We start from the raw sequence: 23,967 nt of genomic DNA, 5'->3' as shown, positions 1-23,967 counted from the left end.
ACGACGCGACCCGCGCCTCCGGGACCTCGTCGACGACGACCTAGTGGAAGAAGTGGCGCTCGCCCGTGAAGTACATGGTGACGCCGGCGGCCTTGGCCGCGGCCACGACCTCGTCGTCGCGGATCGACCCGCCGGGCTGCACCACCGCGGCCACACCCGCGTCGAGCAGCACCTGCAGGCCGTCGGCGAAGGGGAAGAACGCGTCGGACGCCGCGACCGACCCTGCGGCGCGGGCCCCGGCGCGGTCGACGGCGAGGTGGCACGAGTCGACGCGGTTGACCTGGCCCATGCCGACTCCGACCGAGGCGCCGCCCGAGGCGAGCAGGATCGCGTTCGACTTGACGGCGCGCGAGGCCTTCCAGGCGAACTCGAGGTCGGCACGCGTCGCGGCGTCGGCCTCGTCACCGGCGACGAGCGTCCAGCCGTCGGACGTGAAGCCGTCGAACCGGTCGGCGTCCTGGACGAGCAGACCACCCGAGATCTGCTTGACCTCGCGGACGTCGCGGGCGAAGTCGGCGGGCAGGGTCAGCAGGCGGATGTTCTTCTTCGCACTGAGGATCTCGACGGCCTCGGGGTCGAACGCCGGGGCGATGACGACCTCGGTGAAGATGTCGGCGACGGTCTCGGCCATGGCGCGCGTCACGGTGCGGTTGGCCGCGATGACGCCGCCGAACGCCGAGACGGGGTCGCAGGCGTGGGCCCGCTGGTGCGCGTCGGCGATGGCGTCGACGGCGTCGGGCGAGGCGACGGCGATGCCGCACGGGTTCGCGTGCTTGATGATCGCGACGGCGGGCTCGTCGAAGTCGAAGGCAGCGCGCAGGGCGGCGTCGGCGTCGACGTAGTTGTTGTACGACATCTCTTTGCCGTGCAGCTGCGTCGCCTGCGCGATGCCGTGCGCCCCGGGCGTCGCGTAGATCGCCGCGGCCTGGTGGGAGTTCTCGCCGTAGCGGAGGGTGTGCTGCACCTCGGCCGAGAGGGTGACCGTGGGCTCGAAGCCGGCCCGCGCCTCCTGCTGGTCGACGACGGACGAGGAGGCGCCGGTCGCCCCGGCGGACGCGTCGGCCTCGGCGCGCACACCCACGTGTGCGGCGAAGTACGCCGCGACTGCCGTGTCGTACGCGGCCGTGTGGGCGAAGGCCTCGCCGGCCAGGCGCTGACGCTGGGCCAGGGTCGTGCCACCAAGCGTGAGTGCCTTGACGACCTGCGGGTAGTTCGTCGGCGAGACGACGATCGCGACGTTGGCGTGGTTCTTCGCGGCGGCCCGCACCATGGCGGGCCCGCCGATGTCGACGTTCTCGATGACGGTGGGCACGTCGGCACCCGACGCGACGGTCTCGACGAACGGGTAGAGGTTGACGACGACGAGCTCGAACGCGGCGATGTCGAGTTCGGCCAGCTGGGCCTCGTGCGACTCGAGACGCAGGTCGGCGAGGATGCCCGCGTGCACCGCGGGGTGCAGCGTCTTGACGCGGCCGTCGAGCGACTCGGGGAACCCGGTGACGCTGCTGACGTCGGTGACGGCGTGGCCGGCGTCGCGGATGGTCTGGGCGGTCGAACCGGTGGACACGATCTCGACGCCGGAGGCCGACAGCGCGGCGGCGAGGTCGAGCAGGCCCGTCTTGTCGCTGACGCTGATCAACGCCCGTCGCACGGGCACGGCATCACGGTCGCGGTAGAGGCTGGGGTCGATGGCGTGGCCGCTCATGCGGTGGGCTCCTGTTCGAGAGAGATCGTTCCGTTGGCGATGTCGAGCACGGTCTGCACGAGCAGTTCGCGCTCGACGACCTTGATGCGGTCGTGCAGCGACGACTCGTCGTCGCCGGGCAGCACCGGGATGCGGCGTTGCGCGAGGATCGGGCCGCTGTCGACGCCCTCGTCGACGACGATCACGCTGGCGCCGGTCTGCTCGACCCCGGCCGCGAGCGCGTCACGCACGCCGTGCGCCCCGGGGAACTCGGGCAGGTAGGCGGGGTGCGTGTTGATCAGGTTCGGGGCGAGGGCGGCGACGACCCGCGGCGGCACGAGCCGCATGAACCCGCTGAGCACCACGAGGTCGGGCTGCCACTGCTCGATCTGCGCCAGCAGCTCGTCGCCCCAGGCGGCACGGTCGGCGAAGTTCGAGAAGGCGACCGAGAAGGTCGGCACCCCGAAGTGTTCGGCGTGCTCGAAGCCGTCGGCCTCACGGTCGGCGCCGACGGCGACCACCCGGGCCGGGTACTCGGCGTCGCTCGCGGCCTCGAGCAACGCCCGGAGGTTCGAGCCGCCACCGGAGATGAGCACCACGAGCTTCAGCACCCGGCAAGCCTAGCGGGCCGGGCACGCGCACCGTGGGGCGGCGGAGACGGGGGTCCGACGTGAGGCGGACGACGACGTCAGCGCGTGATGCCCTCGATGCGCTCGGTGTCGTCACCGTCGGGCCGGGGGGTGGGTACGGACACGGGCCCGGTCATTGCGGTCGAGTCGACACCCGCATCGTCGTGCCGCTTCGTCCGGGACCTGTCCGGCGTCGTCTCGGCCCGCGGACCCGCGAACCTCGGCGGCGTCACGACCATCGCCAAGACGCCGGCGACGGCGAACTCGAGCGCCGCGAACCCGCCGACCAGCAGCGGGTCGGGTCCGACCTCGGTCAGTCGCCCGGGCCCGGCCGAGCCCGAGGCCGCCCAGGCGAGCAGGCCCAGCAGCACTCCCCCGACGAGCCCTCCGACGACCGCGACGACGATGCGACGGACCAGGTCGTCGACACCGTGCCCGGCGAGCATCCGCTGCAGCTTCGGCCTCAGCAGCGTCGCGCAGACGTACGCGGCGACGACCGGCACCAGCAGCCCGACGAACCCGAACGTCAGGTCGGCGGTGGGCAGGGCGCCGAGGAAGGGGATCGCGGGCATCGGACCGACGGCGGTGCCGAGGGGCGAGATCGACGACCCGGTGCCGATGGCGAAGCCGGGGCCGACCAGCCACGACGCCGCCCAGACGACGACGTCGGGGAGCAGCGCCAGTTGTCCGAGCGTCAGCGCGAGCCCGCCGAGGAACCCGCCGTGCGCGCCTTCGTACAGGGTGATGATCTCGGCGTAGTTCGTCACGATCAGCACCGAGACGATCAGGGCCGACACGGCGAGCACGGTCGATGCGGCCACGGCCCCGAGACGCAGCCCGGCGGCTGCGATGCCGGTCACCTGTCCGGGCAGTCGGGACAGCAGGCCGATGACGGCACCGGTGACCGGGTCGGCGGACTCGCCCCGACGGCGGCGCGTGACCTCGGCCATGGCCACGACGGGCACGGCGTAGACGAGCGTGGGCAGCAGGGTGCCCTGCCACAACGACGGGCGCGCGAGCTCGTGCTGCGCCGAGGCCGCCAGGGCGAGGGACAGCAGGGCGAAGGTGCCGATCGTGACGAGCACACCGGTCGTGCGGTGGGCCGTCTCGGCGGCGGCACGGCCGGCGCGGACCCCCATCAGCACCGTGAGCAGGGCGAAGCCGAGCGCGGCCAGCGAGACGACGATGGGGGCGTCGGCCCCGGCGATGCCGGTCGCCGCGGCCGCGTCCGCACTGAGCTGGACGGTGAGGTCGGCGCCGTGCCCGACGAGCCACGAGTCGACGGCCGCTCGCCAGAAGACGATCCAGTCGATCTGCAGGCCGTACTGGAACGCCCAGAGCGAGGTCAGCACGACGAGGGGGATGCCGACGCCGATGGCCACGACGAGCAGGGCTTCGAGCGCGGAGAAGAGGGCGGTGACTGGGCGGTTCATCGCGAGCGACTGTACCGGTGCCGACCGGGGCCGGCCTGCTGCCCCGCCGCCCACGACGACGACACCGGTCGGCACCCGTGCCGCGCCTGCACCGGGCCACACAGACGACGACGGGCGTGTCCGTCGTGACCGGGCGTCCGAGGACGACCGGCCGTGACGAACACGCCCGTCGAGGAGGCGCGGGTCGGCCCCTAGAGGGAGGCGTAGACCTCGCGGAGCAGCGCCGCGGTCTCGCTCGGCGTCTTGCCGACCTTGACGCCGGCGGCCTCGAGTGCCTCTTTCTTGGCCTGGGCGGTGCCGGCCGAGCCGGATACGATCGCCCCGGCGTGACCCATCGTCTTGCCCTCGGGGGCCGTGAAGCCCGCGACGTAGCCGACGACGGGCTTGGTGACGTGCGCCTTGATGTAGTCGGCGGCACGCTCTTCGGCGTCGCCACCGATCTCGCCGATCATGACGATCGCCTTGGTGTCGGGGTCGGCCTCGAACGCCTCGAGGGCGTCGATGTGGGTCGTGCCGATGACCGGGTCGCCGCCGATGCCGATGGCGGTCGAGAAGCCGAGGTCGCGCAGCTCGAACATCATCTGGTAGGTCAGGGTGCCCGACTTCGAGACGAGCCCGATCGGGCCCGAGCCCGAGATCGAGGCGGGCGTGATGCCGACCAGCGACTCGCCCGGCGTGATGATGCCGGGGCAGTTCGGACCGATGATGCGGGTCGTGCCGCCCTTGGCCTTGGCGAGGGCCCAGAACTCGGCACTGTCTTGCACCGGGATGCCTTCGGTGATGACGACGACGAGCGGCACCTCGGCTTCGATGGCCTCGACGACGGCGTCCTTGGCGAACGCCGGCGGCACGAAGACGATCGAGACGTCGGCGCCGGTCTCGGCGACGGCCTCGGTCACGGTGCCGAAGACGGGGAGCTCGACGTCACCGTGGGTGACGGTCGTGCCGGCCTTGCGGGCGTTGACTCCACCGACGACCTGGGTGCCTGCCTTGAGCATGAGGGCGGTGTGCTTGGTGCCCTCACCGCCGGTGATGCCCTGGACGATGACCTTGCTGTCCTTGTTGAGGAAGATCGACATTGTTCTCTGCAGTCCTTACTTCGAAGCCAGCTCGGCGGCCTTGTAGGCAGCCTCGTCCATGGTCGCGACGACGGTGACCAGCGGGTGCGCCGCCTCCGCCAGGATGCGTCGACCCTCGTCGACGTTGTTGCCGTCGAGTCGCACGACGAGCGGCTTGGTGGCCGCGTCGCCGAGGATGCCGAGGGCGGCGACGATGCCGTTGGCGACCGCGTCACAGGCGGTGATGCCACCGAAGACGTTGACGAAGACGCTCTTGACCTGGGCGTCGCCCAGGATCACGTCGAGCCCCGCCGCCATGACCTCGGCGCTCGCTCCGCCGCCGATGTCGAGGAAGTTGGCGGGCTTCACGCCGCCGTGCGCCTCGCCGGCGTAGGCGACGACGTCGAGCGTCGACATGACGAGCCCGGCGCCGTTGCCGATGATGCCGACCTCGCCGTCGAGCTTCACGTAGTTGAGGCCCGCGGCCTTGGCCTTCGCCTCGAGCGGGTCGGCCGCGTCGGCGTCCTCGAGCTCGGCGTGACCGGGGTGACGGAACTCGGCGTTCTCGTCGATCGAGACCTTGCCGTCGAGGGCGACGATGTCACCCTGCTCGGTGAGGACGAGCGGGTTGACCTCGACGAGGGTGGCGTCCTCGCCCTCGTAGACCGCGTAGAGCTTGACCAGCACGGGCGCGACCTTCTCGATCAGCTCGTCGGGGAACCCGCCGGCCTTCGCGATCTCGGTGGCCTTCGCCAGGTCGATGCCCGAGCGGGGGTCGACCTCGATGCGCGCCAGCGCGTCGGGCTTCTCGACGGCGAGCTGCTCGATCTCCATGCCGCCCTCGACGCTGCAGAGCGAGAGGTACGAGCGGTTGGCGCGGTCGAGCAGCACCGAGAAGTAGAACTCGCGGGCGATCTGGGCGCCGCCGGCGATCATCACGCGCTTGACGACGTGGCCCTTGATGTCGAGCCCGAGGATGTCCTTCGCTGCTGCCTCGGCGTCGTCCGGGGTCTTCGCCACCTTGACGCCGCCGGCCTTGCCGCGGCCGCCGACCTTGACCTGGGCCTTCACGACGGTGACGCCACCCAGCTTCTCGGACGCCGCTCGCGCCTCCTCGGGGGTGTCGGCCACGATGCCCGGCAACACGGGAACCCCGTACTGCTCGAACAGGTCTCTGGCCTGGTACTCGAAAAGATCCACGCTGTTCTTCCAATCCGCATCGCTGCGTCGTCTCACCATGATCCGTCTCGACATCGAGCCATCTCGACATGAAGACATATGGGCCAGCGGTCAGCCTAGCGGGCGACCCGAGGGGTACGCCGAGCGTCGCGTCTGCTGTGAGCATCGGCGGCCACCGATGACCTGGGGAGTAGACGAGAGGCATCCCGACAGAACGAGAAAACGGAGACACGCATGTCGAAAGAGAAGAACCTCGCCACGCAGGAACGCCTCGGCGAGATCCTGACCGCCCGTGAGATCGACCGCCTCGGCGAGGGCTTCCACGCCGACGTCGTCGACCACGACCCGGCCCCCGACGCACCCGCCGGCCTCGCGGGCATCCAGGCCTTCTGGACCGAGTTCTTCGCGGCCTTCCCCGACGCCGACCTCGGGGTCGAGACGCTCGTCGCCGACGACGAGAACGTCACCGCGGTCTTCACGATCTCGGGCACGCACACGGGCACGTTCCAGGGCGCCGAGCCCACGGGCAAGTCGTTCACCGTGCGCGGCATCCAGGTCGGCCGCTTCGACGAGGACGGCCTGCTGGTCGAGCGCTGGGGCGCCACCGACGAGGCCGGCCTCAAGCAGCAGCTCGGCCTGGCCTGAGCCGCTTTCCCACCACCCCGCACCGCCTTCGGAAGGACGCATCATGAGCGACATCAACACCCCCGCAGCATCGGGCGACCAGCCCTACGATCAGGCCGACGAGTTCGCCGAGTCCGAGCAGATCGCGACCAACGACGCCGTCGCCGGCGAGACGGTCTTCCCCGGCGTCGGCGAGGGCAACGACGGCCCGACCGGCGGCGCGCCCCGCGAGGGCTCGCCCGAGTACGCCTCGAACGACCTCGAGGGCGACGAGATCGACCTCGACGAGACCGAGTGACCTCGGTCACCACCGTCTGACGACGCCCCCGCCGCACCTCGCGGCGGGGGCGTCGTCGCGTCACGGCTCCTCCCCCGGCCCGCGTCGTCGAGAACAGTGCACAGGAGGCGCGGTGCCGGCCTCGGCAGCCGGGGTCGCTGCCCGATCGTCGGTGCATGACATCACCACACAGCGCCCTCCATCCCCCCAGACGGCGCCTCGCGCTCGCCCTCGCCCTGCTGTTCTCCGTCGTCGTCGGCCTGCTCGGCCACGCCCCGGCCGCCGCCGTCACCGGTACGGGACTCGGCCCGGGCCACCTCTGGCGCGGCGACAACGCCTCGTGGCTCGGCACGTACCGACTCGACGACGGCACCCAGGCGTTCTGCCTCGAAGCCGGCAAGAGCTCGCCCGTCGGCAACCACTACGACACGACCACGGGTGGCGACGTGATCGGCGTCTCGACCGACGACCACGCGCGCCTCGCCTACATCGCCCGCACCTGGGGTGGCACGACCGACGCCGACACGGCCGCCGCGGGACAGCTCGCGGTCTGGACCATCACCGGCCTGAACGGCCACACGCAGCGTTACTACGCCGGCCGTGCCAACGAGCGGTGGCCGATCGTGCTCGAACGCGCGAACCAGATGCTCGCCGAGGCCTCGTCCGCCGCGTCGAAGTCGGTCGCGGCATCGATCACCGTCGAACTCTCGGACGACGGCTCGGGGCTCATCCGCCCCGACCTCACGGTCGACCGCGTGACGGGTGGGCCGACGGCCCTCGAGCCCACGCATGCGGGCACGGTCACCCTGGACGGAGCCGTGTTCGAGGACGGTTCGACCACGGCCCTCGTCCGCAACGGCGAGAGCGTGCCCGTCACCGCCACCGGTGACGCTGCTCAACTCACCGTGAACGCCTCGGTCGAGTTCGTCGACCTGCCGTACGGACGGGTGACCACGGTGGGGAACAGCCCCGCAGGCTCGCAGATGATCCTCTTCTCGGGTGGGGTGGCGGCCTCGGCTTCCGAAGCCGCGAGTGTCGAGCAGTTGTCGCCCCTTCCCTTCCGGCCGAGCGTCTCGACGGTGACCAGTGACAGCCTCGCCGAGGCGGGGACCGTCGTCACCGACCAGGTGACGCTCGGCGTGCGACCCGGTGACGGACTCTTGTCGGAGTGGGGGCGATACGACGACGCCGGCAGCTGGCGTCCCATCCCGGTCACGGTGCGGAGTCGCCTGCTCGGACCCTTCCTCGCTCCGATGGTCGAGGCTGCCGAGTGGCCTGACGATGCCCCTCTCGTCTGCGAGGTCGCCCTGGAGGTTCGCGACGGTCCGGGCACTTACTCGACTCCGGGCTGCGAATTGCCCGGTGGCGGGTACTACACCTGGGTCGAGACCATCGATCCCGCGGACACGCCGGTCGAAGCCGGGCGTGACCGGGTGGGTCCCTGGCGGTCACCGTTCGGAGTGGCGACCGAGACGACCTTCGTGCCCTGGACGCCGACCATCTCGACCGTGGTGTCCGACGCCGAGATCGACCCGGGTGCCTGCGTCAGCGACGAGCTCACCGTCGTCGACCTGCACCCCGACGTGCCCGGCGGGGTCGACGTCGAATCGGTGCTGGTCGGACCGTACGCCGAGGCCCCGGCCGTCGGAAGCGACCTCGGTCCGATCGACCGCATCGACCCGGGCCTCGTCGTGGCCCGCGAGACGGTGACCATCGGCGAGGACGGCACGTACGCCACACCGTGCGTCGCCCTCGAGCGGCCCGGCACGTACGTCTTCGTGTTCTCGTCGGAGGGGTCGGCTGCCGCCGACGACGGAAGCCAGATCGTGCCGGCCTTCGCCGACTCGACCGTGTATCGGAGCGAGATGACGACGGTACGGCAGCCGGCGCCGTCCGAGGCTCCTGCTCCCCCGGCGGGGCTGGCCTTCACCGGTTCGGACGGTGGCGGGCAGGCACTACTCGTCGCCCTCGGAATCGTCGGGACCGGCTTCGTGCTCGTGGCCGCGGCGGGGGCCTTCCACGTGCGGAGGCGCCGCCTCGCCGAGGGCTCGGACGCGGCCTCCTTCGCGGTCGAGGCCGAGGCGCTGTCGCCCTTCGGGCTGGGCGAGGCGCGATGACCCCCCGGGTGCGGGTGCCGCGAGTCGGTCCGGGCTCACCCGGTCCGATCGAACGGCACCTGCACCCGAACGGCCTGACCGCTGCCGTCGTCCACGAGGGCGAACCCGGGTGTCGGCCGGTCGGCGAGGTCGGACTTCGTCAGCCGGAGCCCCACCTGGTCACCCTCGTTGGGCAGCTGTGGGCTGAGCACGGCGCCGCACCGGTTGTTCCTCACGTCGACCTGCCAGCCGGCCCACCCCGCCAACACCTCGCCGGTCGTCCCGGCCACGACCAGGGCTCGACCGGTGTCGGGGCACGACCGGAGGAACTCCGCGAGCCAGTCGGCCGCAGGGCAGTCCTTGAGCTGCTCGCCGTCGTCGATCACGAGCACGCGGGGGCCGTCGTGGTCGGCGAAGAAAGGGGCGAGGAGGTCCTCCTCGACGGTCCGGGTGGTGATCACCGCGACCACGCCGGGCGCCCCCTCGAACGCCCGCAGCGGCGAGCGGCGTGGTGCGACGAGGACGACCCCGACGCCCTGGGCGGTGAGCGACCGGACCACGGCGCTCAGGACGGTGCTGCGCCCGCTCTTCGGGGGACCCGTCACGACGTAGCTGCCGGGGCCGTCGGCGAGGTCCGGACCCATCGGCACGAGGTCGTCACCACCGACGCCGATCAAGGCGAAGACGGTCGCCGGGTCAGCCGCGCCCCGTCGGGACCAGGCGTCGTCGAACGAGATGGGACCTGCCAGTTGGTCGACGCGGAAGGGCCGACGGCCGCCGGGAACGCGACGGTCGCGGTGGGCCGCCTCGGCCCCACGTCGCCGCAGGGCTTCTCCCTGCGCCTGCCCCGTGGCATCGGCGTCGATCAACGCGACCTGCGTCTCGATCGAGCTCTCCGCGGTGAAGCCCCGCCCCGGGGGCAGGACGTCGGGAAGCGCTCGCGCGTTCAGGCCGGCGAGGGCGTAGTCGGCCCGGTCGGTCAGACGCAGGAGCAGCTTGTCGTCGACCAGGGCCGCGAGCCGGCCCGCCACGAGCTGACGGTCGCCCGTGACGAGCACGTGGACACCGGCTGCGGCTCCCTCACGCAGCAGCAATCCCACCTGGTCGACGAGCTTGCCGTGCTCGATCTCGGCGAAGCTGCCGGTGAACCCTTCCCACCGGTCGATCATGACGACGAGGTGCGGCAGCCGGTCCATCTCGGGAGCCGCTCGCCGCTGCTCGACCACCCCCGCGTGGCCTCCGGCCGCGAGCACCTGCTGCCGCCGATGGGTCTCGTCGACGAGCTTGGTCAGCAGGCGACGGACCCGGTCGAGCTGGGTCCGCTGGACGACGGCTCCGACGTGCGGAAGGCTCTCGAGCGGCAGCAGGGCACCACTGCCGCAGTCGATGCCGAAGAGGTGGACGTCGGCGCAGCTCGTCCGGTCGGCGAGGGAGGCCGCGATGGTGCGCAGCACCTGCGAGCGTCCCGTGCGGGGGGCGCCGACGACGAAGAGATGGCCCAGGGTCTGCAGGTCGAGCGCGGCCGGGGCCTGACGCTGCTCGGCCGGGAAGTCCTGCCGGCCGAAGACCAGCACGGGCACGTCGCCGGTGACGCACACGCCGACGTCCTGGCCTCCCGGGGGTTCTGCGAGGTCGTCGAGGACGAGCCGCTCCGGCAAGGCGTCGAGCCAGGGACGGTGTGGGCGCGGGATTCCGAGACGAGCGGAGGCGGTGGCGAGCGCGTCGACGAGCTCGACCAGGTCGGTACGGCCGACGGACTCGGTCGACGCTCGTGGCGGCGGCTCGGCCACGACCCGCCCGAGGTCGTGCCAGCCGAGTGGACTCGACCACACCTCGGGCACGACGTCGGCCACCACCCCCGGGCGTCGGCCACCGACACGTCCGGCCTGGAACGGTACGAGCGCGCTCGCACCCAGCCGGACGAAGGCGCGGCCCGGTGTGGATTTGGAGATGCCGGCCGCGTCACCCGCGTCGATCACGTCGCTGCTCTCGCCTGCATCGGTCACGCGCAGGGCGATCCTGAGGTTCGTGTTCGCCCGGATGTCGCCGGTGACGACGCCCGTGGGCCGTTGCGTCGCGAGCACGAGGTGGATTCCGAGAGAACGCCCGCGCTGGGCGATGTTGACGAGGCCGGTCACGAAGTCCGGCAGCTCTCGGACCATGCTCGCGAACTCGTCGATGACGATCAGGAGGCGCGGCAACGGAGGTCTCGCGGCGTCGCCGACCGTGCCCTCCACGTAGTCCTCGAGGTCCTTCGCTCCGACGTCGGCGAGGAGGTGCTCGCGGCGTCTGAGCTCGGCCCCGAGCGAGTGCAGTGCCCTCTCGACCAGGTGTGTGTCGAGGTCAGTGACCATCCCGACGGTGTGGGGCAGCGGTGCGAAGTCGCGGAACGCGGCACCGCCCTTGTAGTCGACGAGGACGAAGGTCATCGACTCGGGAGTGTTGGCGGCGGCGAGCGCCGCGACCATGCTCTGCAGCAACTCGGACTTGCCGGACCCGGTCGTACCGGCCACGAGACCGTGGGGTCCGTCCCGGCGGAGGTCGAACGAGAACGGCCCGTCGAGGCTCTCTCCGATGACGACCTCGGTCGTGGGGCCCGTGCGAGCCCACCGGTCGAGCACGGCCTCGGGAGTGGGCGGTTCGAGCTGCAGCACGTCGAGCAGTCGCGATCGGGCCGGGAGTCCGCCCGTTCCGTCACCGTCGTCGACGTCGACCAGCGGGGCGACGGCCCGTGCGACGGCCTCGAACCAGCCGACGGGCAACAGGTCCGCCTTGACCTCGTGCACGTCGGCGGTGCGGTGGACGTCGAGGGAGTGCCGCGTGGGGCCGCAGGTGACGACGGCGACGCATTCCTCGGGAAGGGACCGTCGTTCGGTGTCGACGCACATCGCGTACACGCCGACGGAGGGCCCGTCGCGCAGGACGCGGACGAGCCCGGGCAGTGCCCGCAGCCGCCGTGCACCGTCGACGACGAGGACGATGTCGGTCGCGGCTCGGAGCGTCCCCCGCGATTCCCGCACCGCCCGCTGGCGGGCGTCGATCTCGGCCCCCAGCTCGGCGATCCGACGGGCGACGGTCTCGGCGTCGTTCCCGACCCAGACGGCGGCTGGACGACCGCCTTCCGGACGGGCATGGGGGACGTGGCCCAGCCAGGACCAGTCGTCGCCCGCAGCGTGTTCGGTCAGGACGACGAAGCGCACGTCACGGGGGCTCTGGGCGACGGCGAGCTGAGCCAGCATCCACGCGACGAGAGGTCTCGCGTGTTCGGATCGGCCTGCCACCCCGACGACCCCGTGGTCGGCCAGATCGACGGTGACGGGCACGTCGACGGCAGGGCGGGCGACGGTTCGACGGTGCTCGAGCTCGGCCGGGTCCTCGATGGTGACACCCGAGGGCAGATCCGCGGTGCCGATCCTGACGCGCAGGTGGTCAGGATCGTCACGACGACGTTCCCACAACCGCGAACGACGCCGGGCGGCGATGTCGAGCACGGTCGCGGCGTCAGGACTGAGGTGTCGCAACTCGCGCTGCAGCTGCCGCACGGCGCTCTCGGCGTCCGCCGCCACCGCTTCCTTCGTGGCCTGGTGGTCGGCGAGGCGCTGTCGGTGCGAGACCTTGCCGTTGCGCTTGTCGTAGAGGTAGTTGCCCATCATGACCACCGGCGACATGAGCCCGAAGGCGAGGAAGGCGACGTTCCCGAACACGGTGACCATGACGACGGCCATCAGCATCGGCGCGAGCGCCGCGACGATCGGCAGGGGCCGTTTCGTCCCCTGTTGGGGTTCGGCGGGGAACCGGAACGTCGTGGTCGGCGGCTCCGGCAGGAGGCGCGGTGGGCGTGCGTGGTCGAGGGTGCCTCCGCCTTCGCTCACGGCGATGGCGGCGGACGGGTGCCCGGCCGGGGCGACGGCGAGGAGGGTGTCGCCGATCGTGATCACACAGTGTTCGTCGACCGCGGCCGTGCCGACGACTGGGACCCGGTCGACGAGGACGAGTGGACCCCGAGCCTCGTCGTCGGACTCGGGGAAGGCGTCCGCCGTGGGGGTCAACGCGAAACGTCCGGCGCCGTCGAGTTCGATCGTCGCGACGATCGGGGGCACCCTCGCGTCGTCCAGTCTCACGCCTGCGTCCGGACCGCTGCCGAGGTGGACGAGCCCGACGTCGACGACGTGGATCGTCCCGGCACCGCGGCCTCCGATGATGCGGATGGTGGGCAGGTCGTCGGGAAGGCGGAGGTGCATGGCGGGGCCGCCGAGACCGAGGACGGCACCGTCGAGAAGGACTCCCGAGCTCAGGCGCGCGGTCGGATCGACCGGGACGCCGTCGACGGTGATGCTCCCGGGCTCGGCGGGCGGGGCGTGCAGCGCGTGGCCGAGTGACGACGCGAGATGCCGCGCCACGGCGTCGACGGTGGTGTCCGGATCGACGAGGAGCGAGCGGTCGGCCCGGCGGCCGGTCGGGACGTGCAGGACGGTGACGCTCAGCCTCACGCGGCCGGCACCACGCTGATGCCGTCCACGAACACGTCGACTTCGTCGAGCATGCCCAGGACGCCCTCCGGCCCGCCGATCTGGCAGGTGACGCGGAGGTCGTACGGCTCGGCCCGGAAGGCGTAGACGAGCGTGGCGTGGAGGCCGGCGTCGCCCTCCAGGACCGCGTACCGCACGCCTCGGAGCCCCTGCCCGAGACCACTCGCCTCGACCTGCTCGACGACGGGAGGCTCGACCGCGGCCACGTCGCTGTCGAAGACCATGGCGCGGAGGGCGACATCACGATCGCCCTCGACGAACCCGTACTGGACGCGCAGCAGCGACGGAGGGGTCGCGATGTCGGGCAGGTAGAGATACCGGCGTTCGTCCTCGGGCGACCAGCGCGCGAGGGCCGAGAGCACCTCCGTCAACCAGGACCGGGAGGCGCGGGTCGACACCTCGGACCGCTCGGCCACGGTGCGCACGGTCGCCTTGATCCACGATCGCGGCGCGCGGTGGCCGTCATGCGGCCAGGAGGTCGGAAGGGCCACCCAGGTCTCGGGGTCGTGCCCGATGAGGATGTCGAAATCGGTGGAGGCATCGGTGTCGGTTTCGGTCATGGTGCAGGTCGCTTTCTGTGGCGGTCGTGGGGGTTCAGGCGAGGGGGCGGTCGGTGACCAGGCGTCCCTCGCCGTCCCGCCAGCGGAAGGTGCTGAGCATGGCGTCGAAGACGTCGGTGAGGGCGTCGACGATGCGGGTGCGTGCTTCGGCGTCCGGTTCTGGTCCTGTCGCGGACTCGCCCGAGGCGGTGGCACCCGTCTGCGCAGACCCGATGGTGAGGACGAGGGTGACCAGCCGGTCGTCGTGGCCGGCGACGCGTGCCAGGACGGTCCGGCGGCGGAGCGGTGTCAGATCGGCGGTCTCGTCGGGTGCGGCATGGGCGCCCTGTGGCGGGGCTTCTGCTGCGGGGTCGTCCCAGACCACGGCGGGATCGCCGGCGAGGACGAAGGGAGCCGCCTCGTGGGTGGCGACCCGTCGCAGCAGCAGCCGGTCGAGGTCGGCATGCTCGGACCGGGTGACGGGTACGGTCGCGACGACGATCGAGCACACGACGTCGGTGCCGGGCAGTGGGCCCGCACTGAGGTACGAGTCGAGCACGCGGCCGTTCACAACAGCCGAGAGCGCGTGCCCCAGCGCCGACCCGAACCGCAGCCGCCAGTCGTCGGGCGTTGCCTCGGTCTCGAGGTCAGGCTGCTCCCCCAGCTGTGCGGCGACGAACGCCGCTGCGTCAGGCGCATCCATCCCACCCGGAACCCGGACGAACCCCGGAGGCACGACGATCGAATACGACTCCGCCACCGTCCCGGCCGTCCGCCCCACGTATCCCGCGCCGCTCACGACTCGTCCTCGGGGCGAAGCCCTGCCCTCGCAAGACGGGGGCCGTCACCTCTTCGGGCAGCTTTGAGTTCGCGCCTGACGACGATGGATCGGACCGCCCTTTCGACTCCCAACGCGAAGAATGCGAGACACTCGGCCGCCAACACGAGCGCCGCCGCGAACGAATCGCGAGGCCACTCCGCGAGCCCGACAAAGCACATCGAATGAAGCCAGCCGTAGAACGCAGCGAGTCCGCACCAGAAAGCCAGAACGAAGGGTTGCAGAGCGAAATCGAGCGACTCTGTCCGTCGTCGTCCAAGGATGACCAGGAGAGCGAGCATGGCAACGCCTACGAGCCAGAAGACAGCTGTTGGCAGAATGAAGGGTGGCCAGTCGGGCCCTGCTTGGAAGACAGAGCCACCGCCTGGTCTTGTTCGCATTCGACCTCCGACGGAAAGCGACCACAGCCCCGGGGCGAGTCGCGATAGCTGCGCAAGAAGAGGCGTCGCTATGCTCGCGATTCCTGCAAAGAGCGGGAGCCCCTGCAAAACGAATAACCGTGGCGGTACGACCGCAGCACGACGTCCGGCGCTCACAGGCCGCCTCCAGTAGCAATCCGCCAGGTCGCAACGTTCAGTTCCCGAGATGTCACACCGGAAACACCCGACTTGCAGAGTCCATGTGCCGTCCGGTTCGTCGTGAACGACGACGCTGTGTCACGCGCAATTACCCCACCCGGCACCCGGACGAGCCCCGGAGGTAGGACGATCGAACACGACGCCGCCACCGTCCCGGCCGTCCGCCCCACGTATCCCGCGCCGGTCACGGAATGTCCTTCGGGTTCCTGCTGGCTGAACACGAATGCCGATTCTCGGCGAGAGGCACCTCTGCACGAGCCCGCGCTTTCTCGCGCCCGTGTTTTCTCTTTCGCTGCAGAAAGACAAATCCCAAACAGGTGAAGGTGATGAACTCCGCGAGGAATAGTCCGACCGCGAAAGCCGAATCGCGCGGCCAGTCTGCGGACCTTCTGAAGAGATCCCCGAAGACCCAGGCGTATCCAGCGCTCAGGCCGCACCAGAACGCCAGGACCCAGGGATGCATGGTGTAGGGGACATCGAAGCCGCCTCGTCGTAGGAGATGGACAGCAACTAGAGCCAGCCCTATTGCGGAAACCCAGAAGGGAAAACTAGGCCAGGGAGCGGGGGGCCAATTCTGTCCCGCTTCGAAAAGAGATTTGCCTGCAGGATTCACACGGAGATTGCCGCCCTGCGGAATGGCGATGAGACCTAGGGTGAGGCGCATCGCCTGTGAATAGACAGCCGGCGTGATAGCCAGGGCCCCGGCGATGACGGGCAGGACCCCCTCTAGTCGCTGACGTGGCAGCACCACTGCGACTCGTCGGCCCGCCATCAGAATTGAGTGCCCGGCGACATACGCCATGTGCTCTGCGAGCCCCTGGATTCCTGCATCTGCTTCATGCCCAGCTGCGTCGCGTCGCTCAACCCGCGCAAGTGGTCGAAGGTTTGTATCCCCCGCGCCACGTTGAGGCGGAACATCACACGTGCGACTTCGGAAGCATCATCAGCCAGCGCACCTGGCCGACTGGCCCTCATGAAATGAAGCATGCGGCCGACGTCGGCGTCGCCTAACCCCTTGACGAGCGACCAGTCACCTAACCCGGGGCGCGCGCGCTGCCAACTCCTGCTCACAGATCCGAAGGCGAGCCCCTTCGAGTAGCCCTGCGAAACTAGGTGGTTCGCTCTAGTCCGAGCAAGTCCCGCCATCATGCCGCGAGCTGAACCTACGGCGAGACCTCCGAGCCCCATGGTCACAACTGAAAGGCCAGCAAGAGCAACGTCGGTCCAGGTACCTGTTCCAGCGGTCGCTCGAGCTGCCGTGATGGCAAAAGAGGCGAGGACAACGATGGCGGCCAATATGTTGATTCCTGGGATGAGGAGCGCGATGGCTGCCAGCCCCACCCCGACGACGGTCAAGACGTCCAGCAACGTGCTGATCCACGAGTCGTTCTCTTCCATCCATTTCTGGAAGGCGGCGAAGCCGGCGTCCCACGCGCCTCCGAGGTCGTCCCAGAGGGTGTCGGCGAGGCCGTCGTCGGTCGCGTCGTCGATCCTCGCGATGGCAGCCGTCGCGGCGGTCTCGACGGACGTGTGCGCGTCGGTGAGGCGGCCCGCGTAGAGGGAGACCCGGCCCCGCGCCTCCTCGGCTTTCGTGCGTTGCGCCGCGGCCTGGTCGAGGTGCTCCTGCTTCGTCACCTCGTCGGTGGCCACGAGCGCGAAGTGCTCGTACCGCTCGACCAGCTTCTCGGCTGCGGCGAGGTCGTCCACGGCGTCGCGGTGGTTCGCCAGGGCCGGGGCAGCCGCCTCTTGGGCCAGCGACAATTCGGACGCGTACACCTTGAGCGCGGACCCTGTTTCTCCGTATCGCCCCTCGGCCTTGCCGAGACTCGCGGAGACCTGCTCAGCCTTGACCACGAACGCATCCAGCGCATCGCTGGACGACGTCCCTGTCTCGAGCGATCTCAGCTTCGCTGCCGCCCCTCGGATCGATGCGGCCACCGACTCGTAGTGGCTCGCCATGGAGTTCAGCAGCACCGGGTCACCCGACACCCCCACCAGTGAGTCGGCCGCCACCCCCGCGAGCGTGCCGGCCGTCATTTGTCGCCCCCGATCAAGACGCCCTCGAGTTCTCCGTCGACCTCGGTGAAGGTCTTGTCGATCGTCGACAACGCCTCGCCCAGCTCGGTGATCTGCTCGGCGAGCTTCGCCCGCCGGTCGTTCCAGTTCGTCGCGAACGACGTGACCTTCGCCGCCAGCCGGGCGTGCCCGCAGGCCTCGGCCGTGGCCGACGCCGAAGAGTCGCCCGACTCGAACTCGGTCTTCACGGTGGCCAGGTCGGCGAGCAACGCCTCGAGACCCGCACCGTCGATGTTGAGGCTCGTTCGAGCCATGAGGTCCTCCCCTCGTGTCGGGAGGCCGGGGCGCGTCGCATCTCACCGCGACCCGCCCCGGCCATCCCGTTCGTGCGGTCGGTCAGCCCAGGCTGCTGGCGAGCTGCTGGTCGGCACCCTCGAGGGTGCTGGCCGCGTTCTCGAGGAACGTCGCCATGCTCTCGACCGCCGAGATCGTCTTCGACGCCCCGGTCGTGAACTCGGTGTACGTCGCGTCGAACGCCTTCGACGACTTGTCGGTCACGTAGCCCGAGCCGACGAGGTTGTCGATCTGCGACTTCATCTGGCCCAGCTGGTCTTCGATCGCGCGTTGCCCGTTCCGCAGCTGGGTGGCCTGCGTACGCAGGTCGTCGTAGGTGACGGTGACATTGGCCATGAGGTGATCCCCTTCTTCTGAGATGCCGACCGGTCGATCGGACCTGCCCAATATGTCATGCCTGATAGTTTGCGTAACGGTTCTCCACAGATCGGAGTCGACATGCGTCGCAAGAAGGACAAGCCCAGGAGGCGCGAGCAACACCCGACGCCGCCCCCGGTGATCACCGCCGAGACGATTCGTGAGCAACGCGCCGCAGGGCTGCTCTCGCGCATCACCACCCTGCCCCTCCGGCCGCCCGCGCCGATCGTGACGTCCCCTCCCCCGCCGGCCCGCGCCTCCTCGGGGTTCGTCGTCGAGGACCACCGAAGCGGGCCGGCGCAGCTCGCCCCCGTCAGCCCCGAGAGCACGGCACCGTCCGCGGACGCAGCCTTCGCGCCCCTCGCTGCCCCGATCCCTCAGGCGCCGCCATTGCCAGTCAGCACCCCGAGGCAGTCAGCCCCCGATCAGCCGGTCGGCGGTGACGCGGTAGCAACCGTTCCCGATCTCGAGGCGACGACGCTGCGCCCTCGGCACTACGGCCTTCGCCTCCCGGACGAGAGCGTCGTTCCCGTCACACGACGCGCGATCGTGGTCGGGCGCCGAACCGACCGCCCCCTGCCGCCACCGACCGACGCCGATGTCGTGGCGCTCGACGACGTCGGCCGATCGCTGTCCCGCCACCACGTCTCGATCGCGATCGGCGTCGACGCGGCCGTCTGGGTCACCGACCTCGGTTCGGGCAACGGCACCACCCTCGTGTCGACCACCGGCGAGGCCACCGAACTCGACGCACACACCCCGACCCGCGCACGGGTCGGATCGCTGCTGTCGATCGGCGACCACAGCGTGACGGTCGTCCGGCACCGACCCGAGAGCGACACGACCCACGCCCTGCTGCCTTCCAGGCCACGAGACGGGAACTCTTGCGAGAACGCGGAAGGGCGCTAGATCTTCTCGATCGGCGCGACCTTGATCAGTAGCTTCTTGCGACCGGCGCCGTCGAAGAGCACCTCGGCGATGCGGCGGGCGCCGATGCCGGTGACGGCCATGACGCGACCCTCGCCGAAGTCGACGTGCGAGATGCGGTCGCCTGCCTCGAGCTCCATGTCGCCGTTGTCGCGCACGGTGCCCGTGACCCGGTTGGCCCACTCGGTCTTCGGCTTCGTCTTCGCCGCCGCCGTGGCCCGGTCGTAGCTGCCCGAGCCGTAGCCGCCCGACGCCCGGGGCGTCGCACCGCGGTTGCCGTCGCCACCCTCGCGACGGGCGTTGAGCGCCCGCGGCTGCGTGCCCCCGCGGCTGGTGGCCATGCCCGGCGACTGCTTCCAGTCGATGAGCTCGACGGGGATCTCTTGCAGGTACCGCGACGGCATCGCCACGTTGACCTCGCCGAACTGCGCCCGCGTCATCGCGAGCGACAGGAAGAGCCGCTGTCGCGCACGCGTGATGCCGACGTAGAACAGCCGTCGCTCTTCGGACGGGCCGCCGGGCTCGTTCGCCGACATGCGGTGCGGCAACAGGTCTTCTTCGACACCGGTGAGGAACACCGCCTCGTACTCGAGCCCCTTGGCGGTGTGCAGCGTCATCAGCGAGACGGTGCCGCTCGTGTCGTCGAGATCGTCGGCAGCAGCGACCAACGTGACCTCGGTGAGGAAGTCGAGCAGTGTGCCGTCGGGGTTGTTCTTCTGGAACTCTTTGGTCACGGCGACGAGCTCGTCGATGTTCTCGGCGCGGGCCTCGTCTTGCGGGTCACGCGACGCCCGCAACACCTCGACCAGGCCGCTGCCCGCGATCAGGGCGGACAGGATCTCGTGGACGGGCGCGGTCGCCGCCGTGGCCTGCACGTCGTCGAGCAGTTTCGCCAGACCGGTGATCGCGCCGGTGACCTTCGGCCCGAGACCGAGCTGGTCGGCGTTGCGCATCGCGTCACGCAGCGGTGCCTCGTTGGTGTCGGCCCAGCGCTGCATCGCGGTCTCGGTCGCCGGACCGATGCCGCGCTTGGGCACGTTCATGATGCGCCGCAGGGCGAGCGGGTCGGCCGGGTTGGCGACGGTGATCAGGTACGCCATGGCGTCCTTGATCTCGGCACGCTCGTAGAACTTCGTGCCGCCGAGCACGCGGTACGGGATCGCCGAGCGGATGAAGATCTCTTCGAGCGCACGCGTCTGCGAGTTGGTGCGGTAGAAGACGGCCATGTCTTTGTAGTCGGTGCCGGACTCGTGCAGGGCCGCGATCTCGTCCGCGACGAACTGGGCCTCGTCGTGACCGGTGTAGCCGGTGAACCCGACGATCTTGCTGCCGGCGCCGACCGTGGTGAAGAGGTTCTTGGCCTGACGATCGAAGTTGTTCGAGATGACCGCGTTGGCGGCGTCGAGGATGTTCTGCGTCGAGCGGTAGTTCTGCTCGAGCAGGATGACCTTCGAATTCGGGAAGTCGCGCTCGAATTCGACGATGTTGCGGATGTCGGCGCCGCGGAACGCGTAGATCGACTGGTCGGAGTCACCCACCACGGTGAGCGACGCCCCGGGGATGCCGCCGCTGCCGTCGCGCATCGACTGGACGAACTGGCCACCGCGCTCGAGCTCGTCGACGAGATCGGCCTGCACCGGGCGGGTCAGCTCGCGGATGAGCGAGTACTGCGCGTGGTTGGTGTCTTGGTACTCGTCGACCAGGATGTGCCGGAACCGCCGCTGGTACTGCGCCGCCACGTGCGGGAAGGCGCGGAACAGGTAGACGGTCTGCGCGATGAGGTCGTCGAAGTCGAAGGCGTTCGCCCGCTGCAGCTCGCGGGTGTACTGCCGGAAGATCTCGAGGAACATGACCTCTTGCGGGTCGTTCATGTTGATCTGGCGCGAGTACGACTCGACGTCGCTGAGCTCGTTCTTGAGCTTGGAGATCTTGCCCGACGCCATGCTGACGGTGAGGCCGAGCTGGTCGGCGTCGAGCTCTTTCAGGATGCGCTTGAGCAGCGCACGCGAGTCGGCCGAGTCGTAGATCGTGAAGCTCTTGGTGAAGCCGAACTGCTCGGCCTCGCGCCGCAGGATGCGCACGCACGCCGAGTGGAAGGTGCTGATCCACATGCCCTCGCCGGCCTGGCCGACGAGGTGCGCCACCCGCTCGCGCATCTCGGCCGCGGCCTTGTTGGTGAACGTGATGGCGAGGATCTGGCTGGGCCATGCCTCGCGCGTCGCCAAGAGCCCGGCGATGCGGCGGGTGAGGACGCTGGTCTTGCCCGAGCCGGCACCGGCCACGATCAGCAGCGACTGCCCGCGGTACTCGACCGCTTCTTTCTGCTGCGGGTTCAGACCGGCGGTCAGGGGGTCGCCGGAACCGCCGGCAGCGTCAGAGGGCTCGAGCACGATCGTCATGGCCCGTCGAGTCTAAGCGCGACCACCGACATGGCGAGAGGGTGCGGGGCGACCACGGTCGCGGGCGGCGTCGAGCGAGGTCAGCGGGACGCGAAGGCGACCCGCGCCTCCTCGGCGAGCTCGGGCTGGTCGGCGAAGACTCCGTCGACGCCGAGCGCCATGAGCGAGGTGAACTCGGCGTGCCAGTCACCGAAGGCCGCCTTGCCGCCGGGGCCGCGGTTGGCCTTGGCCAGGAACGCGTTCTCGGCTCGAAGCGTCCACGTGAAGACGTCGAGGCCGGCCGCGTGCGCCCGGTCGACGACCCGGCCGTCGGTCACCCCCCGGGCGTCGACGAGCGTGTGCTTGTCGAGGCTGACGCCGTGCAGCCCCGCATCGGCGAACGACTCGAGCGACTCGGCGTGCAGCTGGTCGCGGTAGCCCACCGACGATCTGCCCAAGGCCACCAGGTCGGCCGCGACGCCGGCCTTCTCGAGCAGGTAGACGAGCCGGGCCCCGAGTCGCTGGTCGGCGAGCCGACCGAGCACGGTCTGCTCGAACGACTCGATGGTCAGCCGCGGGTCGTCGACCCAGCGCCGCTGCCGCAGCTCGTCGGCGAGCAGCTCGCCGAGCGGCAGGCCGATGGAGTCGAAGTAGGTCGCGTGCTTGACCTCGGCGACGAGCCCGACCGGGCGATCGGCGGCGTCGAGCAGGTCGAGCAGGTCGCCCAGCCGCTGGATGCGCCCCTCGCCGTCGTGTGCCGCGCTCTCGGGCCGCAGCTCGGGCAGGCGTTCGCGGATGCGCAGCGTGCTGAGCTCGTCCCAGGTGAAGTCCTCGGTGAACCAGCCCGTGACTTTCGTGCCGTCGATGGTCTTGGTCGTGCGTCGGTGCCGGAACTCGTCGTGCTCTGCGACGTCGGTCGTGCCCGAGATCTCGTTCTCGTGCCGCAGGACGAGCACACCGTCGCTCGACGCGACCAGGTCGGGCTCGATGGCATCGGCCCCGAGCTCGATCGCGAGGCGGTAGGCGTCTTCGCCGTGCTCGGGTCGGTGGCCGCTGGCGCCGCGGTGGGCGATGACGAGAGGCGAGGTGGACACCCGGCCACGCTAACCGGCGTCCCCGTGCACGGCCCGAGCCGCCCGACCGCCTGTGGAGAGACGAGGAGGCGCGGCCCTTGGGGACGAGGCGTCTCACCCACCGCAGACGCAAAAGATGCACGGCACGCACGTTCGCCCTGCGAGAATGCGGCTCTCATCAGGCAGATCTTCAGCCATTCGTTGCACGACAGGCGTTAGCCTCATCTGTACGGAAACGCCTTCGTGAACCTACGTGGGCGGTCCACACATCCCTAGCGATCAGAAGAGGAACCCCTTGGCATTCTCGAATCCCGGCTTCAGTCAGTCGCCGGCCTTCTCGAAGAACGGCGGGCCCGTCATCCGTCAGCAGCAGGGCGCAGCCCAGCCGGTCGAGTACAACGGCATGACCGCCGAACAGCTGCAGCAGCTCTACTCGCAGCCGGCCGCCGGTCCCACGCAGACCGACCGCATGACCTACGAAGACACGATCTCGAAGACGCTGCTGGCATTCGGTGTCGTCCTCGTCTTCGCCGCCGTGGGTTGGTTCGTCCCGGCTCTCGCCTTCGTGGGCGCCATCGCCGGCTTCGTGCTGGCGCTCGTGAACATCTTCAAGAAGAAGCCGTCCCCCGGCCTCGTGCTCGCCTACTCGGCGGCACAGGGTCTGTTCGTCGGTGGCATCTCGTCGATCTTCGAGAGTCGGTGGGACGGCATCGTCACCCAGGCCTTGATCGGCACCGTGGCCGTGTTCGTCACTACCCTGCTGCTCTTCAAGAGCGGCAAGATCCGTGCCTCGGCCAAGGCGACCAAGGTCTTCATGATCGCGATGATCGGCTACGGCGTCTTCTCGTTGCTGAACCTCGGCCTGATGGTCTTCGGCGCCAACACCAACCCTTGGGGCCTTCGAGGCATGGAGATCGCGGGCATCCCCCTTGGCTTCATCCTCGGCATCCTTGTCGTGATCATGGCGGCGTACTCGCTCGTCCTCGACTTCGACCAGGTCAAGACCGGCGTCGAGCGCGGCGCACCCCGCATCTACGCCTGGTCGGCCGCCTTCGGCATCGTCATGACCGTCATCTGGCTCTACGTCGAGATCCTGCGCATGCTCGCCATCCTGCGAGGCAGCGACTAGGCACCACGGCGTCACCAGCACCACCCCGAAGCGGGGCTCGTTCCGAGAGGGACGGGCCCCGCTTCTGTGTGAGCCGAGGCCGACAGCCGAGTGGGCCGGGGCCGACGGCTGAGTGGGCAGGAGATGCTGTTCAGGTGCGGATGAGGAGCATGTTCTGCCCACTCGCTGAACCACGACTGGTCAGGGAACGACGAGGCCCCCTCGGAGACGACGAAACCCCTGGGACACAGCAAAACCCCCTCGGGCAGATGTCTGCCGGAGGGGGCTTC

Annotated in this window: 19 protein-coding genes; 5 read left to right on the top strand and 14 right to left on the bottom strand. The window is 70.1% G+C overall.

Annotation, left to right across the window (positions count from 1 at the left end; genetic code table 11):
- Positions 1-40: 40 nt before the first annotated feature.
- The 5 genes from purH to sucC form a co-directional block, all read right to left on the bottom strand.
- Positions 41-1,705 carry a bifunctional phosphoribosylaminoimidazolecarboxamide formyltransferase/IMP cyclohydrolase gene (purH, locus tag BIV04_RS10995; RefSeq protein WP_071256299.1) on the bottom strand — a complete coding sequence of 555 codons (1,665 nt, stop codon included), beginning with the start codon at positions 1,703-1,705 and terminating at the stop codon, positions 41-43.
- Positions 1,702-2,295, bottom strand: coding sequence for a phosphoribosylglycinamide formyltransferase (gene purN / locus BIV04_RS10990; RefSeq protein WP_071256297.1), 594 nt, complete (start codon positions 2,293-2,295; stop codon positions 1,702-1,704). The genes purH and purN overlap by 4 nt, the downstream gene beginning before the upstream one ends.
- A 77-nt stretch (positions 2,296-2,372) precedes the next feature.
- Positions 2,373-3,746: a DUF6350 family protein gene (locus tag BIV04_RS10985; RefSeq protein ID WP_177174809.1), complete on the bottom strand. Its 1,374-nt coding sequence runs from the start codon at positions 3,744-3,746 to the stop codon at positions 2,373-2,375.
- 191 nt (positions 3,747-3,937) lie between these two features.
- Complete coding sequence (gene sucD, locus BIV04_RS10980) at positions 3,938-4,825, bottom strand: succinate--CoA ligase subunit alpha (RefSeq protein ID WP_043594275.1); 888 nt, start codon at positions 4,823-4,825, stop codon at positions 3,938-3,940.
- Between the two features lie 15 nt (positions 4,826-4,840).
- Entirely contained in the window at positions 4,841-6,004 is a 1,164-nt protein-coding gene (gene sucC, locus BIV04_RS10975; RefSeq protein ID WP_071256294.1) for an ADP-forming succinate--CoA ligase subunit beta, read from the bottom strand.
- A gap of 213 nt (positions 6,005-6,217) precedes the next feature.
- Between sucC and BIV04_RS10970 the strand changes: the two genes are divergently transcribed.
- The 3 genes from BIV04_RS10970 (at position 6,218) to BIV04_RS10960 (ending at position 9,001) form a co-directional block, all read left to right on the top strand.
- The gene (locus BIV04_RS10970) at positions 6,218-6,628 is read left to right on the top strand and encodes an ester cyclase (RefSeq protein WP_071256292.1); all 411 of its coding nucleotides are present in this window, start codon (positions 6,218-6,220) and stop codon (positions 6,626-6,628) included.
- Between the two features lie 43 nt (positions 6,629-6,671).
- Complete coding sequence (locus tag BIV04_RS10965) at positions 6,672-6,905, top strand: hypothetical protein (RefSeq protein ID WP_071256291.1); 234 nt, start codon at positions 6,672-6,674, stop codon at positions 6,903-6,905.
- A 155-nt stretch (positions 6,906-7,060) separates the two neighbouring features.
- Positions 7,061-9,001, top strand: coding sequence for a thioester domain-containing protein (locus BIV04_RS10960; RefSeq protein WP_071256288.1), 1,941 nt, complete (start codon positions 7,061-7,063; stop codon positions 8,999-9,001).
- Between the two features lie 35 nt (positions 9,002-9,036).
- Here BIV04_RS10960 and BIV04_RS10955 read toward each other — a convergent pair whose 3' ends face one another.
- From BIV04_RS10955 to BIV04_RS10930, 7 genes are all read right to left on the bottom strand, one after another.
- On the bottom strand, positions 9,037-13,470 hold the full coding sequence (locus BIV04_RS10955; protein ID WP_071256287.1) for an FtsK/SpoIIIE domain-containing protein: 4,434 nt from the start codon (positions 13,468-13,470) through the stop codon (positions 9,037-9,039).
- On the bottom strand, positions 13,467-14,069 hold the full coding sequence (locus BIV04_RS10950) for a hypothetical protein (protein WP_071256286.1): 603 nt from the start codon (positions 14,067-14,069) through the stop codon (positions 13,467-13,469). Before BIV04_RS10950 ends, BIV04_RS10955 begins: the two co-directional genes overlap by 4 nt.
- 34 nt (positions 14,070-14,103) lie before the next feature.
- Entirely contained in the window at positions 14,104-14,847 is a 744-nt protein-coding gene (locus BIV04_RS10945) for a hypothetical protein (RefSeq protein WP_143048673.1), read from the bottom strand.
- Positions 14,844-15,167, bottom strand: coding sequence for a hypothetical protein (locus tag BIV04_RS17310; protein WP_143048672.1), 324 nt, complete (start codon positions 15,165-15,167; stop codon positions 14,844-14,846). The genes BIV04_RS10945 and BIV04_RS17310 overlap by 4 nt, the downstream gene beginning before the upstream one ends.
- A gap of 1,068 nt (positions 15,168-16,235) precedes the next feature.
- The gene (locus tag BIV04_RS10940) at positions 16,236-17,501 is read right to left on the bottom strand and encodes a putative T7SS-secreted protein (protein ID WP_071256283.1); all 1,266 of its coding nucleotides are present in this window, start codon (positions 17,499-17,501) and stop codon (positions 16,236-16,238) included.
- Positions 17,498-17,794, bottom strand: a complete 297-nt coding sequence (locus tag BIV04_RS10935) for a hypothetical protein (protein WP_071256282.1) — start codon at positions 17,792-17,794, stop codon at positions 17,498-17,500. The genes BIV04_RS10940 and BIV04_RS10935 overlap by 4 nt, the downstream gene beginning before the upstream one ends.
- Before the next feature lie 82 nt (positions 17,795-17,876).
- Positions 17,877-18,170, bottom strand: a complete 294-nt coding sequence (locus BIV04_RS10930) for a WXG100 family type VII secretion target (protein ID WP_043594286.1) — start codon at positions 18,168-18,170, stop codon at positions 17,877-17,879.
- Positions 18,171-18,272: 102 nt separating this feature from the next.
- Here BIV04_RS10930 and BIV04_RS10925 point away from each other — a divergent pair, with 102 nt between their 5' ends.
- The gene (locus BIV04_RS10925; protein ID WP_177174808.1) at positions 18,273-19,100 is read left to right on the top strand and encodes an FHA domain-containing protein; all 828 of its coding nucleotides are present in this window, start codon (positions 18,273-18,275) and stop codon (positions 19,098-19,100) included.
- On the opposite strand, the gene BIV04_RS10920 is transcribed toward BIV04_RS10925, so the two are convergent.
- Both BIV04_RS10920 and BIV04_RS10915 read right to left on the bottom strand, forming a co-directional pair.
- Positions 19,097-21,517: an ATP-dependent helicase gene (locus BIV04_RS10920; protein WP_071256279.1), complete on the bottom strand. Its 2,421-nt coding sequence runs from the start codon at positions 21,515-21,517 to the stop codon at positions 19,097-19,099. The two genes, BIV04_RS10925 and BIV04_RS10920, sit on opposite strands and share 4 nt — an antisense overlap.
- An 80-nt stretch (positions 21,518-21,597) precedes the next feature.
- Positions 21,598-22,590, bottom strand: coding sequence for a glycerophosphodiester phosphodiesterase family protein (locus BIV04_RS10915; RefSeq protein ID WP_071256277.1), 993 nt, complete (start codon positions 22,588-22,590; stop codon positions 21,598-21,600).
- 274 nt (positions 22,591-22,864) lie between these two features.
- Between BIV04_RS10915 and BIV04_RS10910 the strand changes: the two genes are divergently transcribed.
- Positions 22,865-23,698: a Bax inhibitor-1/YccA family protein gene (locus BIV04_RS10910; protein ID WP_071256275.1), complete on the top strand. Its 834-nt coding sequence runs from the start codon at positions 22,865-22,867 to the stop codon at positions 23,696-23,698.
- The last annotated feature ends 269 nt before the right edge of the window (positions 23,699-23,967 follow it).

It is taken from the genome of Frigoribacterium sp. MCBA15_019, from assembly GCF_001864945.1.
Classification (GTDB): Bacteria; Actinomycetota; Actinomycetes; order Actinomycetales; family Microbacteriaceae; genus Frigoribacterium.
Note: the sequence above shows the minus strand (reverse complement) of the source record. Positions and strands in the feature narration are given on the sequence as shown.

Excerpts from the sequence above, each read along its gene's own strand:
- purH (WP_071256299.1), bottom strand. The coding sequence starts at position 1,705 with ATGAGCGGCCACGCCATCGACCCCAGCCTCTACCGCGACCGTGATGCC.
- BIV04_RS10985 (WP_177174809.1), bottom strand. The coding sequence starts at position 3,746 with ATGAACCGCCCAGTCACCGCCCTCTTCTCCGCGCTCGAAGCCCTGCTC.
- sucD (WP_043594275.1), bottom strand. The coding sequence starts at position 4,825 with ATGTCGATCTTCCTCAACAAGGACAGCAAGGTCATCGTCCAGGGCATC.
- BIV04_RS10970 (WP_071256292.1), top strand. The coding sequence starts at position 6,218 with ATGTCGAAAGAGAAGAACCTCGCCACGCAGGAACGCCTCGGCGAGATC.
- BIV04_RS10965 (WP_071256291.1), top strand. The coding sequence starts at position 6,672 with ATGAGCGACATCAACACCCCCGCAGCATCGGGCGACCAGCCCTACGAT.
- BIV04_RS10960 (WP_071256288.1), top strand. The coding sequence starts at position 7,061 with ATGACATCACCACACAGCGCCCTCCATCCCCCCAGACGGCGCCTCGCG.
- BIV04_RS10950 (WP_071256286.1), bottom strand. The coding sequence starts at position 14,069 with ATGACCGAAACCGACACCGATGCCTCCACCGATTTCGACATCCTCATC.
- BIV04_RS17310 (WP_143048672.1), bottom strand. The coding sequence starts at position 15,167 with ATGCTCGCTCTCCTGGTCATCCTTGGACGACGACGGACAGAGTCGCTC.
- BIV04_RS10940 (WP_071256283.1), bottom strand. The coding sequence starts at position 17,501 with ATGACGGCCGGCACGCTCGCGGGGGTGGCGGCCGACTCACTGGTGGGG.
- BIV04_RS10935 (WP_071256282.1), bottom strand. The coding sequence starts at position 17,794 with ATGGCTCGAACGAGCCTCAACATCGACGGTGCGGGTCTCGAGGCGTTG.
- BIV04_RS10930 (WP_043594286.1), bottom strand. The coding sequence starts at position 18,170 with ATGGCCAATGTCACCGTCACCTACGACGACCTGCGTACGCAGGCCACC.
- BIV04_RS10925 (WP_177174808.1), top strand. The coding sequence starts at position 18,273 with ATGCGTCGCAAGAAGGACAAGCCCAGGAGGCGCGAGCAACACCCGACG.
- BIV04_RS10920 (WP_071256279.1), bottom strand. The coding sequence starts at position 21,517 with ATGACGATCGTGCTCGAGCCCTCTGACGCTGCCGGCGGTTCCGGCGAC.